Here is a 15,346-nt window from a genome sequence, read left to right as displayed (position 1 = left end):
GATGACGTCTCGTGAGGACGTACTCAGAACTGTTCGCCGTCCGGGAATTCCGGAACCTGTTCCTGGCCAACTGCGCCGGCATCGCCGCGCACACCACGTCGGCGCTGGCGCTCGGCGCCCTTACCTACGCGACCACCGGGTCGGCCCTGCTCACCGCGCTCAGCATGTTCGGCGCGCCGCTGGCCAGCGTGCTCGGCAGCCTGACCCTGCTGTCCGCCGCCGACAGCATCCCGCCCCGCCGCGCGCTGACCATCACCGCGCTGCTGGCGTGCGCCGGAGCGGTGATCCAGGCGGTCCCGGGACTGCCGTTGTGGGCCCGGTTCGCCGTCCTCTTCGGCACCGCCTACCTGGGCTCCATCACCGGTGGTGCCAAGTGGGCACTAGTCAACGACATGCTGCCGGCCGGTGCCTACGTGCTGGGCCGGTCCACCATGAACGCCAGCGTCGGCGTCATGCAGATCACCGGCTTCGGGCTCGGCGGCGTGCTGCTGATCTGGCTCAGCCCGTACCAGGTGTTCCTGATCGCGGCGGTGCTGCGGGCCGTCTCGGCGGCGGTGGGCTGGTTCGGCATCACGGAACGCCAGGCCCGGGCCACCGAACGGGCGTCGACCGCCCGCACCATGCGGATCAACCGCGAACTGTGGGCACACCCGGGCCGCCGGTCGCTCTACCTGAACCTGTGGTTGCCGAACGGCCTGGTGGTGGGCTGCGAGGCGCTGTTCGTGCCGTACGCCGGGGAACGGGCCGGCTTCCTGTTCGCCGCCGCGGCGGCCGGCATGCTGGCCGGGGACGTGGTGGTGGGCCGGTTCCTGTCCGCCGCCGCCCGGGAACGGTGGATCCGCCCGCTGCGGCTGCTGCTCGCACTGCCGTACCTGGCCTTCGCGCTGCATCCGGCGCTGCCGCTGGCCGCGCTGCTGGCGCTTGTCGCCTCGGCCGGCTACGCGGCGGCACTGCCGCTGCAGGACCGGCTGATCACCCACTCCCCGGCGGAGGCCCGCGGCCAGGCACTCGGCCTGCAACAGAACGGCATGATGGCCGGTCAGGCGGTGTTCGCGGCACTGGCCGGAGTGATCGCCGACCGGATGCCGTTGAACTGGGCGATCACCGTGCTGGCCGCCCTCTCCCTGATCGCCACCCTGCTGCTCACCCGGGGACTACGACACACCACGCCCGGGAATGAGCCCCTTTCCCCGCCTAGCGTTACCCGCACCACGGAGCCGACCCGATGAACCGTTGGCTACTATCTGTGTCCACTTCGTGACGACACCATCGACAGGGGCTGTGATTTAGCGATAGGACGGGTGCATCCGGCGGAGAAGGCGTCAACCGGGCGAGCCTCGCCGCCGGCCCGCGCGGGAGGTGCCCCATGGCTGGTACGGGACCACGGGCGGCGTTACGCATCAGGGTCCGCCGCCGGCACGACGAATGGTCGATCGAGAAGCAGACGAGGGTGGCGGCGATGACCCTGCCGCCCTCCCGTCCGCTCCCGGCGACCGGCGGTCGCCCGTACTCCGGCGCCTGGTGCGAACTCGTCGACGCGTCGGGTGAGGTCCTGCACCGGACCCCACTGCCGCTCGCTCCCGATGGCGGTATGGAGGTGGTGGCCGAGGGGGGCGGCGTGCACCGGGTGGTTGCCGAACACGCCGAGAACGTCTTCCACGTCCTTGTCCCGGACGACGCGCGGGCCCGGGACCTGCTGGTCTTCGTGTCCGAGCCACGGGCCGGTGACACCACCGCGGGCGTCGCCCGGTCCCGGACACCGGTGGCCCGGCTGGGTCTGCGCCCGCAGCCCGACGAGCGGGGCTGACGGCCATGGGCGCTGGCGACGGCTCCGTGCAGGGCCACACCATCATTCTCGACAACGGCCCGGTCACGCAACGACTCAACGTGGTGCTCGTGGCGGAGGGCTTCCAGGCCGGCGAGTTGGACAGCTTCGCCGACGCGTGCGACGACTTCGTGGCCGCGTTGCAGGCCGAGCCCTGGTTCCCGGTACTCGGTCAGGCGATCAACGTACACCGGGTGGATGTCGCGTCCGACGAGTCGGGAGCGGACGACCCCGCGTCCTGCGGCGACGGATCGCCGGGCAGCGGCGCCACGCCGGCGACGTACTTCGACGCCACCTTCTGCAACGGCGGCATCCGGCGCTGTCTCAGCGGCGACGAGTCGCTTGTCGGCGACGTGCTGGACGCGGAGATCCCCGAGTGGCACTCGGCCGCCGTCCTGGTCAACACCTCGCAACGCGGCGGTTGCGCGAGCGGCGACGTGTTCTGGACGGCGTTGAGTTCCGACTGGCGCGAGGTCGTGCTGCACGAGCTGGGTCACTCCGCGTTCGGCCTGGCCGACGAGTACAACTACTGGGCCGGCTGCGGTGACGACACCGACCGGGACAACGCCCCCGTCGGGGAACCGATCGAACCCAACGTCACGGCCGACACCACCGCGGCGAAGTGGCGCGACCTGCTCACCCCCGGCGCACCGGTGCCGACAATGCTCAACCCCGACTGCACCGACTGCGACGACCGGGCCAACGTGCTGCTCGACGACACCGCCATCGGCCTGTACGAAGGCGCGAAGTACTACCACTGTGGCCGGTTCCGGCCGGCGTACATCTGCCGCATGCGCGACTCGTCCGAGGCGTTCTGCCGGGTGTGCCTGGAGGCCCTCACCGCGGCGTTGGGGGAGTTCATCACCCCCGACGTGTCGCTGGAGGTCGAGCCCACCACGCTCGACTTCGGCGACGTCCCGTTCGGGATGACGATGTACCGGGCGGTGACCGTGCGGAACCGGCGCGGAGCCTTCCCGGGAGCGATGGACGTGACGCTCGATCCGCCCGGTGCACCGTTCGCGTTGCCGCCCGGCGCACCCACCGCCTTCCGGCTGCCGGCGCCCGTCCTGGAGGACGCCACCGAGCGGCTGGTCTTCGTCGCGTTCACCGCACCCGACGCGCCGGGCGTGGCCGCCGGTGTCCTGGAGTTGTCCAGTCCCGACGATCCCGGCGGATCACCCGTACCCGTGAATCTGACCGGCACGGCGGTGGAGCCCCCGCCGGTCGACACCGTGCTGGTGATCGACAGGTCCGGCAGCATGAGCGAACCGGCAAGCGTCGCCGGGGAGACCAAGACGCAGTACGCGATCGCGGCGGCCAACCTGTACGTGTCGCTGCTCAAGGAGAACGACCGGATCGGGTTGGTCCGGTTCAACGACGAGTCGGACGCCGGTGACGTGCTTCTCCCGATGCAGGTGGCCGGCGAGGAGGAGACCGGCGCGGGCCGGGTCGCCGCCTGGGCGGAGCTGACACCGGCCAACCTGACACCGGACGGCCTCACCTCCATCGGCGCCGGGATGATCAACGGCAGTAACGTCCTCGACGACGGTACGGCGGACGCCCGCGCGATCGTCGTGCTCACCGACGGCCTGCAGAACACCGATCCGGACGTGCTGGACGCGATCCCGGTGGTGAGCGCCACGTCGCCCCGGCAGCGGGTGTTCGCGGTCGGTCTCGGGCTCAACCAACTTGAGGACACCCTCCAGCAGATCGCCAGCGTCACCGACGGGGTCGCTCAGATCACCGGTGACCTGGTCGCCGACAAGGAGTTCCTGCTGCAGAAGCTCTACGTCCAGATTCTCGCCGACGTCAGCGACGAGGCGTTCGTCCGGGACCCGACGAGCACCCTGCTGCCCGGTCAGCGCCGCGCCACAAGCGTGCTCATCGGCGAGGTGGACGTGGCCGCCGACTTCGTCGTCGCGTACCGGCCGGCCGCCACCTTCCCGAAGTACCTGCGGGCCTGGCTGGAGGCCCCGGACGGGACGATCATCCAGCCGTCGGACGCCGGATCGGTGAACATGAGCTATCACGAGGCACCGGCGAATGTCTTCTTCCGGGTCGTCTTCCCGGTCGTACCGAACCGTCCAGGGACCCACGCCGGGCGCTGGCGGCTGTGGGTGGAGAACTACCGGGGCGGGTCCGACGTCCCCGGCGTGTCGTCGAACGCCGCCGGCTCGTCCTTCAACGGTCCCGTGCTGACCTACGCGACAATGGTCAAGGCGCGCAGCGACCTGCGGCTCGACGGCCACGTCGAGCAGCCGGCCTACCTGCCCGGCTCACCCATGACGGTGGTGCTGGTGCCGACGCTGTACGGCCTGCCGGTGTCGCTGGATCCACCGGTCCGGGTCTCCGTGCGGCGGCCGAACGGCGCCTCCAGCGTGATCACGCTCGCCCGCTCGGGTGACACCTACCGGGGGGACTTCCTCGACACCGGGCAACTCGGGGCGTACCTGTTCAGCGCCGACGTGGCCGCGACGACGCCGCAGGGCAACCGGGTGACCCGCTACCGCACCCTCACCGGAATCATCTACCGGCCCGGCACCGGCGGTGGCGGCGGCCAGGGTGGCGGTGGTGGTGGTGGCCAGGGTGGTGGTGGCGGCGGTGGTGGCGGCCAGGGCGGCGGTGGTGGCGGCCAGGGTGGTGGTGGCGGCGGCGGCCAGGGCGGCGGTGGTGGCGGCCAGGGTGGTGGTGGCGGCGGTGGTGGCGGCCACGGCGGTGGCGGTGGCGGTGACTCGCCGTGCGGATGCGGCTGCGGCGCCCCCAGGTGCCAATGCCGGTGCCAGCGCCAATGCCGGTGCCAGCGCGCCCCACGGCGCGATCCCGTGTCCACGGTGTCCGTGTCGTCGCGCCCGGACGCGACGACGCCGTCCTCGGCGCGGAAGACCCATCGCTAGTTCGGTGGACACCGCACGAGCCGGGCCGGTGCACCCGAGGCGACCTCGGCGTTGTGCCACGGCGGCGGACAGGGTGCCAACCCTTCGTCGCGACCGGCGGGCCGGCAGCACCGACAGGGTGCCGCGCGGCGCGCCGGTGCACGCGTTGTGGCTCCCCTCACCTCGGAACGGTCTCGGCGATCGCGGCGGCGTATGCCTCGGAGCGGTGCTCCCAGTTGCGGAACCTGCCGTAGCTCGGCGCCGCCGGTGACAGCAGCACCACCCCGCCGACCGGGGTCAGATCGCGGGCCAGCCGCACCGCGGCCGCCAGATCGTCGGCCACCTCGACACGCACCCCGGGCAGCTCGCGCAGCGCCTCGACGATGCGCGGCCCGCTGTCCGGAATGCCGATCACGGTCACCGGGCGCCCGGCCAGGTGCTCGCGCAGCGGAGCGTAGTCCAATCCACGATCGGCGCCACCGACGATGACGGTGAGCCGCCGGTCCGGGTACGCGTCGATCGCGTGCATCGTCGCGTACGGGCTGGTGGCCAGGGTGTCGTCGACGAAGGTGAGGCCGGACGGATCGGCGATCTCGCTGAGCCGGTGCGGCAGGCCACGAAACGCTGCCGCCGCGTCGGCCAGCTCCCCCCGGCGGGCCACCACGTCGATGCCGAGCGACTGGAGCACCGCGAGCGCCACGCAGAGGTTGCCCGCGTTGTGCCGCCCCGCCAGCGGGAACACCGACCGGGCGAACAACGGCTCCGCACCTGCGTACACCGTCTCCGCGCCGTCCGGTCCGGGCGCGAGATGGACGCTGTCCGGCAGCCCGGCGCGGATCGCCGGCCGGTCCCCCAGTTCGGCGGCCAGCCGGGGGTCGGTGCCGTTGACCACCACGGTCTCCGGACCGTGGGCGAGCAGGTTCAGCTTGTCCCGGTAGTACTCCCGCTCGCCGCCGTGCGCGTCCAGGTGCTCGGGGAACAGCGAGGTCACCACCGCCACCCGGGGCGAGTCGGTCAGGTCGCTGCACTGGTAGCTGGACAGCTCCAGCACGTAACATTCGGCCTCCGGTAGGTCCAGCAGCGGAACGCCGATGTTGCCGCCGAACACGTTCGGCCGCCCGAGGCTGGTCAGCAGGTGACTGATCAGACTGGAGGTGGTGCTCTTGCCCTTGCTGCCGGTCACCCCGATGGTCCGGGCGGCGTGGTCGGCGAGCCACAACGCCGATCCGCCGGTGATCGGCACGCCGTGCCGGCGCAGCTCGGCCACCCAGGGATGGGTCTGCGGCACCCCTGGCGACCGCACCACCACGTCGGCCGCCAGCAGCCGCTCGCGCGCCGCCTCGCCGGTGACCAGCGGCGCGGCGGTCGCCGGCGGACCCTCCCAGGAGCCCGCCGCCCCCGCCGGACCGTCATCGACCACCACCAGGTCGGCCGGGCCGTGCGCGGCTATCGCGACCACCGCGGCCCGCCCCTCCCGGCCGGTGCCCCAGACGGCGACGGCGCGTCCGCGCAGGTCAGACAGGCGCACAGGTGATCTCCTTACTCGGCGGGGAACAAATCCGACTAGCTAGTATGGCGTGTGCTCAACGACCAGCTCCGGCAGATGGACTCCTTCTCGTTCCCGTCGTACTCCATCGATGCGGGCACCGGCGCGGTGGCGCTCGACTACGTGCTGCGCGGGCCCGGGGGTGAGCTGCGGTTCACCGAGCGGATCACGCTACCGGCACCGGTCCGGCCACCAGCGGAGGCGACCGTCGCCGCGCTACACCGGGTCGTCGAGCTGCTGCACCTCGTCGCCGGCGTGAGCTACTACAAGGCGGCGGCGCCGCCCCGGCTGGTGCTGCCCCGGCCGCTGGGACCGGCCGCCACGGCGCTGGTCACCGCCGTCTACACCAAGGGCCTGGCCGAGTACGCCTACCGCAACGAGCTGCCGCACGTGCTGGAGCTGGTGCCCGAGGTGCCGGCCGGCTCGCCGGAGCCGGCCCCGGCGGTGGTGGACGCCACCGGCGGCCGTCCGTTGTCGGCGGTCGGCGGGGGCAAGGACTCGATCGTCACGCTTGAGGTGCTGCGCCGGGCCGGCCTCGACCCGGTGCCGTTCTCGGTCAACCCGAACCCGGTGATCGTCTCGGTGAACGAGGCGTCCGGGCTGCCGGCGCTCGCCGCCCGTCGGATCCTCGACCCGGAACTGTTCGCGCTTAACAAGGCCGGCGCGCTGAACGGGCACATCCCGGTGACCGCGATCAACTCCCTGATCGCGGTGGCCACCGCCGTACTCCACGAGCTGGGCCCGGTGGTGATGTCCAACGAGCGGTCGGCCTCCGACCCCAACCTGATCTGGAACGGCCACCAGGTCAACCACCAGTGGTCCAAGGGCGTCGAGGCGGAGGCGCTGCTGCGGGACGCGGTGACCGAGCACGCTGGCCGCGTCGAGCCGTACTTCTCCCTGCTCCGTTCGCTCTCCGAGCTGCACATCGCCCGGCTGTTCGCCCAGTTCACCCGGTACGACGACGTGGTGACCAGCTGCAACCGGGCGTTCCGGCTGCACGACCCCAGCGTTCGCTGGTGCGGTGACTGCCCCAAGTGCCGGTTCGTCTTCCTGGCGCTGGCGCCCTTCATGTCCCGGGAGCGGTTGACCCACATCTTCGGGACGGATCTCCTCGCCGATCTGGACCAGGTGCCGGGTTACCTGGAGCTGCTCGGCATCGACGCGCACAAGCCGTTCGAGTGCGTCGGCGAGGTGGAGGAGTCGACCGTGGCGCTGGGGCTGCTCGCCGAGCAGGAGCAGTGGCGGGACGCCCCCGTGGTGCGGGCTCTGGTGGCGGCGGTGCCGTCGCAGGGCTGGGTGGCCGCGGCCGACTCCGACGTCTTCACCCCGGCCGGCACCACATTCGTCCCGCCCCCATACGCCAAGGCCCTAACCGCCGCCCTCCGCTGACTGCCCCCCACACCTCGCGGCGTTGATCAAGAGGTTCGCGTCACAGATCGCGCCGAATTCTGACGCGAATCTCTTGATCAACGGGCGTAGCAGGGTGCCTGTGGTCAGGTGGTGTCGTGGATGGCGTCCAGGGCCAGCAGGGCTACGTGGAGGGAGAGGCAGGCCGGGACGGAGTCCAGGTCGGTGTCGAGGATCCGGCCGATCCGGGTGAGTCGCTCGTAGAACGCGGGCCGGGACAGGTGGGCCGCCGACGCCGCCGCCGACTTGTTGCGTCCGTGCTCCAGGTACGCCCGCAGGGTGTCGAACAACTGTTCCCGCGGATGTTCGGCCTGGTGGGCCAGCAGGGCCCCGAGTTCCCGCTCGACGAAGGTCTGGATCCGCGGATCGTCCCGAAGCAGGTGTAGCAGGCCCGCCAGCCCGACCGTGGCGAGCCGGAACACCGGCAGGTCCCGCCGTCCGCGTCGGGCCGCGTCGGCCACCTGGCGCGCCTCGACGAGGGACCGGCGGGCCTCCCGGACGCTCGTCACGGTGGAGCCGGCGGCCACCACCACGGGTGGGCCACCGCCCGGCCAACCCGGCCCGGCCGCCCGTACCCGTTCCAGGGCCGCCGCGAACTCGCTGAGGGCCGCGTCGTCCGTCGCGTCGGGGGCGAGGGCCAGCAGCGCACCCACCGCCTGGTCGTCGACGGCGCTCGCCAGCCCGGTCAGACCAGCCTCGCGGACCGCCCGGCCGACCTCCTCGGCCAGGTCGTGCAGCCGGGCCTGGGCCGCCTCGGCGGCCAGCTCGGCACCGGGCTCGTCGGCCCGGTGCCGCACCACCACGCCGACCAGCCGACGGCGTTCCAGCGGTACGCCGAGCGCGCGGGCCCGCAACGCCACCTCGTCCACCGGCCGGCCGTGGTCCAGCAGCGCGGTGAGCAGGTTGCGGTGGATCTGCCGTTCCAACCCCTCGGCGTCGCGCCGGATCAACCGGCCCAGGGCGAGCGTCGACGCGGCCCGCTCCAGCAGGATCGTCAACCGGCTGGGTGGTTGGGGCGGAACGTCGGGATGGTCCGCCGCCTGCTCGGCGGTGGGCGGCCAGCGCAGCAGGAGCCGCCCCCAGTCCTGGCCGCGGGCCCCGACGGTGGTCACCAACCAGCCCGCATCCGGGTCGTACGCGGTGCGCCCGGCCGGACGGATGCGGCGCGAGTGCCGCTCCCACCCGTCCAGCAGCGGACCCGCGCTCTGCCCCGCCGGATGGTACGCGAGCACCTGGCGGGCCAGGTTCTCCAGCACCACCGGACAGCCGGACAGTTCGGCCGCCTGCCGGACCACCTCGGCCGGTTCGGCCCCCTCGACGGACAGTTCGGTGAACCGCTGGTGGATCTCCTCGGTCGCCCGCAGCTCGCTGAGCTGGGCGTCGACGATCAGTCCGTGCACGGCCTCGGTGATCGGCACGAACGGCGTGGCCCGGCGCAGTTCGACAAGCGGCAGTCCGCGCCGGTGCGCGGCGGCCACCATGCTGCGCGGCACGGCGGCCGGGTAGCGCCGGCCGAGTTCCACGACCAGGCCGGAGGCGTCGACGTCGGCGAGAGCGTCGACGAAGGTCCGCAGCCCGGCGTCGTCGGCCGGTAGCCCGATGCCGGTGGTGAGGACGAGTTCACCGCCGTTGAGCAGGGTCGCGATGTCCGGCACCTCGGCGACGTGCACCCAGCGGACCCGCCGACCCAGTCCGGATTCGCCGGCGACCACCCGCGGTTCGCCGTGGCGTACCGGGTCGAGGGCGAGCACCTCGCGGACGGTGGGGAACACGGCCGTCACGCTACCGGGCGGTGGGGTGCCCGCCGCCGGCAGTTGGTTGTCGTGATCCACTCGACATGCGGGAAGTCGTGGACTTGGCGCCACCGCGACCCCCGCGACTTCCCGCATGTCGAGTGGATCAGTCGGTACCGGCCAATCCTACTTGACAGCACTTATATAAGTACTGTCACAATCGGGCGATGAGCAACTCCCCCGCCACCGACCCGTTGGACGGCAGTCACTGGGGGCCGGTGTGGCGCCTGCTGCACTCGCTGGACAACGACATCGCCGAGCTGTACCGCCGGGCCGGGGTGGACGGCGTGCGCACCCGGTTCGTCGGTCCCCTGATCCAAATCGACCGGCACGGTCCGCAGAGCATCCAGGAGCTGGCCGATCGGATGGAGGTCACGCACTCCGCCATGAGCCAGACGGTCGCCGCGATGCGCCACGCCGGCCTCGTGGACCACTCCCCCGGTGCCGACGCCCGCACCCGCCGGATCACCCTCACCAAGCGGGCCCGGGAGCTGGTGCCGTTCCTGCGGGCCGAGTGGCGGGCCACCGAGGCGAGCATCCGGGAGCTGGAGAGCGAGCTGCCGTACCCGCTGACCCGGGTGGTCGCCGACATCCAGGCGGCCCTGGCCCGGCGCCCGTTCCGCGACCGGCTGGCCGCGCACCTGCCGCCCGAACACGCCACCGAGCCACGCCGGCAGCACGCCACCGAGCCACGCCGAGGGCAGGCCACCGAGCCCGAGGGACGGGCCGGATGAGCCTGCGCACGGCGCTTGTCGACGTCCGCCCGCTGGCCCGGGCGCCGGCGTTCCGGCGGCTCTGGCTCGGTGGCGTGGTCTCCGGGTTCGGTGGTCAGCTCACCTCGTTCGCGATCACGTTCCACGTCTGGGACCGCACCCGCGATCCCGCCATGGTGGGTCTCATCGGCCTGTTCACCGCCGCGCCGCTGATCGCCTTCGCGCTGATCGGCGGCACGGCGGCGGACCGCGTCGACCGACGCCGGCTCGTTCTGGCCAGCACCTGGGGTCAGGTCGGCACCAGCCTCGGGCTGGCCGGGGTCGCGGCGTTCGCCGGTGACGCCGTCTGGGCGATGCTGGCCATCGCGGCCGTGGCGTCGGCCCTGTCGGCGCTCGGCGCGCCGGCCCGCCGGGCGCTGGTCCCCACCCTGCTGCCGGGCGACCAGCTCGCCGCCGGGCTGGCCCTGACCCACCTGTCCTTCCAGGCGTCGCTGCTGCTCGGGCCGGCGGCGGCCGGCGCGCTCGTCGCGCTGTGGGGCACCGCCGTGTGCTTCGTCATCGACGCCGGCACGTTCGTCCTCGCGCTGATCGCCCTCGCCGGCCTGCCGACGCTGGCAGCCGGCACGCGCCCAGCCGGCAGCCAACCGGGCGGCACCGGAGCCGGTGGCGAACCGGGCGGCACCGGACCAGCCGGCAGCCAACCGGGGGGCACGCCCTCGCCGGGCGGCCGGGCCGTGGGGGCCGGGATCCGCTTCGCCGCCGGGAACCCGGTCGTCCGGGGCGCCTTCCTCACCGACCTGTGCGCCACCGTGCTGGCCATGCCAGTTGCCCTGTTCCCGGTGCTCAACGCCGAGAAGTTCGGCGGTTCCCCGGCCGTACTGGGACTGTTCACCACGGCGCTGGCGGTCGGCGGGGTGCTCGCCTCGGCCGTTTCCGGGTTCACCACCCGGCAGCCGCGGCCGGGCCGGCTGCTGCTGGCCTGCGTCACCGTCTGGGGCGCGGCGCTGGCCGGGGTCGGGCTGGCCGACCAGCTCCCGGTCGTTCTCGGGCTGATCGCCGTCGCCGGTGCTGCCGACACCTGGTCGGTGGTCGCCCGCGGCACCGTCGTCCAGCATGTCACCCCGGAGGCGTACCGGGGCCGGGTGTCCGCCCTGGAACACGTCGTCGGCGTCGCCGGGCCGCAGCTCGGCGGGCTGCGGGCCGGCCTGGTCGCCGCCGGCACCGGCGGCGGCGTGGCGCTCCTGCTCGGCGGGTTCGGCTGCCTGGCCGGCGTGGGACTGATCGCCGCCCGCATCCCGCAGCTACGCCGGCTCACCATCGGGCCGGCGCCCCCGGCTTGATCCAGGCCGCTCGGCGCGGTGCCCGGCGACCTCGCGATGGCGGGCTCGGCTCCGTCAGAGCGGGTCGTCGCGGCCCAGCTCCCAGAAGGCCACCGCGGCCGCCGCCGCCACGTTCAGCGAGTCCACCCCGCGCCGCATCGGGATCACCACCCGGGCATCGCTGGCCCGCTGCGCCGCCGCGGACAGGCCCGGTCCCTCGGCGCCGAGCAGCAGCGCCGCCCGTCGCCGCTGCTCGGGTCCGAGCCGCTGGATCGGCACCGCGTCCGGCGCCGGGGTCAACGCCAGCACCGTGAAACCGGCGGCGCGCAGCGTGTCCAGGCCGTCCGGCCAGGGCGCGAGCCGGGCGTAGGGTACGGCGAACACCTCCCCCATGCTGACCCGCACGCTGCGCCGGTAGAGCGGGTCGGCGCAGGATGGGGAGAGCAGCACCGCATCCACGCCGAGGGCCGCCGCGCCTCGGAACAGCGCGCCCAGATTGGTGTGGTTGTTCACGTCCTCCAGCACCGCCACCCGATGCGCGGCGGCCAACACGTCGGTCGGGTCCGGCACCGGCTTGCGGTGGAACGAGGCCAGGATGCCCCGGTGCACGTGGAACCCGGTGGCCCGCTGGAGCACCTCCGGCGGGGCGGCATAGACCGGCGCCCCACCCACGGCAAGCTCGCCGATCTGGTCCACCCGTTTCGCGTCGACCAGGAACGACCGGGGTGGATAGCCGGCCCGCAACGCCCGCCGCAGCACCAGCTCGCCTTCCGCGATGAACAGACCGTGCGGCGGCTCCCACCGGGTCCGCAGTTCCACGTCGGTCAGGGCGCGGTAGTCGGCGATCCGGTCGTCCTCCGGGTCGGTGATCTCCTCGACGAGCACGCCGCCGATTCTGCCCCGCCGCCGGGTACGGTGCCCGGCCACCCCGGCACACCAGCTACGGCGCGCCCGGCGGTGACGCCCCGGCGTGCCATCGGTCGGCACCGGCCACGTCCCCGAGCCGGACCAGCGCGACCGCTCGCGTGCCGACCTTGAACCGCGCCCTCGCCCGAACCCCGTCCGGAAGCGGAACGCGACGCCCACGGGTGGTCACGGCGAGCATGGTGGCGGCGGGCAGCGCGGTCGCCAGGCACCGCGACAGACCGGGCACTCCCCCGGCCCGACCCGCCCCCCGCCACGCGGTCTGTTCGCCGTACGGCACGTCGGTAAGCACCAGCCCGGGCTGCGGTGCCCCCGCCAGGAGCACAGCCACCTGCTCCCGGTCGAACACGTCGGCCCGCCCGACCAGGGTGGGCAGGTCCCCGCCGCTCCGGGACAGCGACGCGCGCAGCCGTCCGGCGGCCGCCCCGGCCTCCCGGTAGGACGACCGGCCGAAGCGCCGGGCTGACTCGTCCAGCTCCGCGGCTCGCCGCCGCAGGCCCTCGATGGACAGCAGCGCGAGGTTCGCCCGAGCCAACCGGAGCGCGTCCTCGGCGATGTCGGAGGCGACCACCGAAGCGATCTTGTCTCGGTGCAGCAGGCCCAGCACGGTGAGCAGGTATCCGCTGCCGCAGCACGGATCCCACACCGTCAGCCGGGGTTGCCGCAAAATGTGCCAGGCCCGCAGGAACACCTCCGAGGCGAGGCGTACGGGAAAGGCCGGATGACCCGGCGCCGACCGCAGCACCGACCCGCTGGCCAGGTCGGAATGGTCGCGCCGCGCCACGGCGAACCGGTACGTCACCACACCTCCGCGCCGGCCACCACCGACGGGGAGATGATGTGGGACGACCCACCTAATGATCAACCGATTTCCGGGATCAGCGCGGGTGGGCGGCCGGGCGGACCCGACGCACGCAGGCCACGAAGCCTTGGTCCATGCTCACCAGTTCCCAGCCGCGGGTCTCCAGGAACTCCACCGCCGTCAGCACCTCGTCGAGCATCGAGTTCTCCCCGGCCGCCCGGTTGAAGGCGGCACCGACCAGCGACGACGCCGACGTCGCCGGCCCGATGACGAGGTACCGGAACGGATAGCCGTCGAGCACGACGCGGCCGGTGAGGATGTCGTTGGCGCGGAAGACGCGGGGCGGCCGTGGCGGAGGTGGCATCGACGCATCATCACATTCCCGGGCGCGCGGCATGAGCCGCCTCAGTCATCGCGCGAGTATCGCAGCCCGGCTCAGCGCCGCCGTTATTCGTTCGTCTGCCCAGACGGCGTCACATACTGTCGCGGTCATGCTGATCCGGGACGAGCGTCTCGATGACCATGAGGCGGTGCGCTCGCTCCACCGCCGCGCCTTCGGTGGCGCGCACGGCGACGTGGTGGCCGGCCTGGTCGACGCCCTGCGGCGGGACGATCCGGCCACATCGTCCGCCTCCTCGACTGCCTCGTCGATGGCGTCGCCGGTGGCGTCATTCGTCGCGGAGGAAGCCGGTGACGTCGTGGGGCACGTCATGTTCAGCCGGTGCCTGCTGGACGCGCCGCGACGGCTCGTCGAGGTGGCGTCGCTGAGCCCGCTCGCCGTCGACCCAAGGCAGCAGCGCCGCGGGGTCGGCTCCGCCCTGATCCACCACGGTCTGCGGGACCTCGACAAACGCGGGGTGCCGCTGGTGTTCCTGGAAGGGGATCCCCGGTACTACTCCCGCGCCGGCTTCCGCCCCGCGGTCGAGCACGGGTTCCGCAAGCCCTCGCTACGCATCCCCGACGCCGCGTTCCAGGTGGTCATGCTGTCCGGGTACGAGCCGTGGATGGCCGGGACGTTCGTCTACTCCGACACGTTCTGGCGGCTCGACTGCGTCGGGCTCCGCGACGAGAGCACCTGAACCGCCCCCGGTGGTCCGGGTGAGATCGAGGCCGTCGGCTGGCGTCTTGCCCACGACTTGGACACCGAACTGGTCATCGCCCCCCGATACCGCTGGCCGACCCGGCCGATCAGTGCCGGGTTCAGTACCGCTCAGTCGACACGGATCACCCGGCTGGTCGCGGAAAAGTGAGTTGCCGGCCCGAATCGCCGGTCATAGCTTGGGCTGCGTGACCGGCCTCCCCACGCCTCGCGTCATGCGCAGCATCGACGACGTCTACGGCGATCCGTTCGACGACGAGGAGTTCGATGCGGCCCTGAACGAAAGCCTGGCACCACGGAACCTGAACCGGCTGTTGTTCGACCTGGTCGCCGGGACCGGTCTGCCGCCAGGTTCGATAGCACTCGATGTCGGTGCCCGCGACGGGCGGCACAGCTTCGAGCTGTCGCGGCGCTTCGGGTTCGTGGTCCGGGGCGTCGAGCCGGTCCGCCGCAACCTGGACAACGCGGCCCGTGACCTGGCCGCGTTCGCGGTCGCGGAGCCCGAGGCCGCCGCCCGTGTCCGCGTCGAGGAGGGGGTCGCCGAGAAGCTGACCGATCCCACCGGCTCGGTCGATCTCATCTGGTGCAGGGACGTGCTCGTGCACGTGGCGGATCTGGAGACAGTGTTCGGCGAGTTCCGCCGGGTCCTCAAGCCCGGTGGCCGTGCGCTGGTCTACCAGATGACCGCCACGGACTGGCTCACGCCCGCGGAGGCGGCGTTCATGTGGCCGCCGGCCGGGATCCACGCCGCCAGCCTCGATCCGCAGCGGTTCGAGGCCGCGATCCTCGGCGCCGGTCTGGTCATCGAGCAGTGCATCCAGTTGCATGGTGAGGCCCGCGAACGCCTCGAGGAGGACGGCGTCGCGGTCAGCTCCAAGCAGTTGCTACAGGTGTCGCGGATGCTCCGGAACCGGGCGGCGTACGAGGAACGGTTCGGCACCGTGGCGTACGAGTACATGCTCACCGACTGCCTGTGGGGCGTGTACCAGATGATCGGCAAGCTGAACCCGCGTATCTACCTGCTGTCGGCCTGACGGCTCTGGAG

Annotated in this window: 13 protein-coding genes; 8 read left to right on the top strand and 5 right to left on the bottom strand. The window is 72.7% G+C overall.

All coding sequences use genetic code 11. The features are described from left to right. Positions 1-11: 11 nt before the first annotated feature. From ACFQUZ_RS23835 to ACFQUZ_RS23825, 3 genes are all read left to right on the top strand, one after another. On the top strand, positions 12-1,229 hold the full coding sequence (locus ACFQUZ_RS23835) for an MFS transporter (RefSeq protein WP_377446007.1): 1,218 nt from the start codon (positions 12-14) through the stop codon (positions 1,227-1,229). Between the two features lie 137 nt (positions 1,230-1,366). Continuing rightward, positions 1,367-1,807: a hypothetical protein gene (locus ACFQUZ_RS23830; protein WP_377446006.1), complete on the top strand. Its 441-nt coding sequence runs from the start codon at positions 1,367-1,369 to the stop codon at positions 1,805-1,807. A 5-nt stretch (positions 1,808-1,812) separates the two neighbouring features. Further along, positions 1,813-4,719: a M64 family metallopeptidase gene (locus tag ACFQUZ_RS23825; protein ID WP_377446004.1), complete on the top strand. Its 2,907-nt coding sequence runs from the start codon at positions 1,813-1,815 to the stop codon at positions 4,717-4,719. Between the two features lie 157 nt (positions 4,720-4,876). Here the strand turns inward: ACFQUZ_RS23825 and murD are convergent, their stop codons facing one another. Continuing rightward, positions 4,877-6,226, bottom strand: a complete 1,350-nt coding sequence (murD, locus tag ACFQUZ_RS23820) for a UDP-N-acetylmuramoyl-L-alanine--D-glutamate ligase (protein WP_377446003.1) — start codon at positions 6,224-6,226, stop codon at positions 4,877-4,879. Between the two features lie 51 nt (positions 6,227-6,277). On the opposite strand from murD, the gene ACFQUZ_RS23815 reads away from it, so the two are divergent. Then, on the top strand, positions 6,278-7,633 hold the full coding sequence (locus ACFQUZ_RS23815; RefSeq protein ID WP_377446002.1) for a hypothetical protein: 1,356 nt from the start codon (positions 6,278-6,280) through the stop codon (positions 7,631-7,633). A gap of 104 nt (positions 7,634-7,737) precedes the next feature. Here the strand turns inward: ACFQUZ_RS23815 and ACFQUZ_RS23810 are convergent, their stop codons facing one another. Further along, positions 7,738-9,432: a PucR family transcriptional regulator gene (locus tag ACFQUZ_RS23810; RefSeq protein WP_377446001.1), complete on the bottom strand. Its 1,695-nt coding sequence runs from the start codon at positions 9,430-9,432 to the stop codon at positions 7,738-7,740. 179 nt (positions 9,433-9,611) lie between these two features. Here ACFQUZ_RS23810 and ACFQUZ_RS23805 point away from each other — a divergent pair, with 179 nt between their 5' ends. Then, complete coding sequence (locus ACFQUZ_RS23805; RefSeq protein ID WP_377446000.1) at positions 9,612-10,178, top strand: MarR family winged helix-turn-helix transcriptional regulator; 567 nt, start codon at positions 9,612-9,614, stop codon at positions 10,176-10,178. After that, the gene (locus ACFQUZ_RS23800; protein WP_377445999.1) at positions 10,175-11,497 is read left to right on the top strand and encodes an MFS transporter; all 1,323 of its coding nucleotides are present in this window, start codon (positions 10,175-10,177) and stop codon (positions 11,495-11,497) included. The genes ACFQUZ_RS23805 and ACFQUZ_RS23800 overlap by 4 nt, the downstream gene beginning before the upstream one ends. Before the next feature lie 54 nt (positions 11,498-11,551). Here ACFQUZ_RS23800 and ACFQUZ_RS23795 read toward each other — a convergent pair whose 3' ends face one another. The 3 genes from ACFQUZ_RS23795 to ACFQUZ_RS23785 form a co-directional block, all read right to left on the bottom strand. Further along, positions 11,552-12,361: a TrmH family RNA methyltransferase gene (locus tag ACFQUZ_RS23795; RefSeq protein WP_377445997.1), complete on the bottom strand. Its 810-nt coding sequence runs from the start codon at positions 12,359-12,361 to the stop codon at positions 11,552-11,554. A gap of 55 nt (positions 12,362-12,416) precedes the next feature. Then, positions 12,417-13,202 (bottom strand): rRNA methyltransferase, encoded by a 786-nt coding sequence (locus ACFQUZ_RS23790; protein ID WP_377445996.1) that lies wholly within the window; start codon positions 13,200-13,202, stop codon positions 12,417-12,419. Between the two features lie 76 nt (positions 13,203-13,278). Next, positions 13,279-13,566: a hypothetical protein gene (locus ACFQUZ_RS23785; RefSeq protein ID WP_377445995.1), complete on the bottom strand. Its 288-nt coding sequence runs from the start codon at positions 13,564-13,566 to the stop codon at positions 13,279-13,281. 127 nt (positions 13,567-13,693) lie between these two features. Between ACFQUZ_RS23785 and ACFQUZ_RS23780 the strand changes: the two genes are divergently transcribed. Together ACFQUZ_RS23780 and ACFQUZ_RS23775 are read left to right on the top strand one after the other, a co-directional pair. After that, positions 13,694-14,281: a GNAT family N-acetyltransferase gene (locus ACFQUZ_RS23780; protein WP_377445994.1), complete on the top strand. Its 588-nt coding sequence runs from the start codon at positions 13,694-13,696 to the stop codon at positions 14,279-14,281. A 208-nt stretch (positions 14,282-14,489) separates the two neighbouring features. Continuing rightward, positions 14,490-15,335, top strand: coding sequence for a class I SAM-dependent methyltransferase (locus ACFQUZ_RS23775; RefSeq protein WP_377445993.1), 846 nt, complete (start codon positions 14,490-14,492; stop codon positions 15,333-15,335). The last annotated feature ends 11 nt before the right edge of the window (positions 15,336-15,346 follow it).

The sequence above is a fragment of the Plantactinospora sp. GCM10030261 genome (genome assembly GCF_042666615.1).
In the GTDB taxonomy this organism is placed as follows: Bacteria; Actinomycetota; Actinomycetes; order Mycobacteriales; family Micromonosporaceae; genus KBS50.
The sequence above is the reverse complement of the archived record's forward strand: the minus strand, read 5'-3'. Positions and strand labels throughout refer to the sequence as shown.

What these genes read in the sequence shown, in the direction of transcription:
- ACFQUZ_RS23830 (WP_377446006.1), top strand. Translation starts at nt 1,367, where the DNA reads ATGGCTGGTACGGGACCACGGGCGGCGTTACGCATCAGGGTCCGCCGC.
- ACFQUZ_RS23825 (WP_377446004.1), top strand. Translation starts at nt 1,813, where the DNA reads ATGGGCGCTGGCGACGGCTCCGTGCAGGGCCACACCATCATTCTCGAC.
- ACFQUZ_RS23805 (WP_377446000.1), top strand. Translation starts at nt 9,612, where the DNA reads ATGAGCAACTCCCCCGCCACCGACCCGTTGGACGGCAGTCACTGGGGG.
- ACFQUZ_RS23800 (WP_377445999.1), top strand. Translation starts at nt 10,175, where the DNA reads ATGAGCCTGCGCACGGCGCTTGTCGACGTCCGCCCGCTGGCCCGGGCG.
- ACFQUZ_RS23785 (WP_377445995.1), bottom strand. Translation starts at nt 13,566, where the DNA reads ATGCCACCTCCGCCACGGCCGCCCCGCGTCTTCCGCGCCAACGACATC.
- ACFQUZ_RS23780 (WP_377445994.1), top strand. Translation starts at nt 13,694, where the DNA reads ATGCTGATCCGGGACGAGCGTCTCGATGACCATGAGGCGGTGCGCTCG.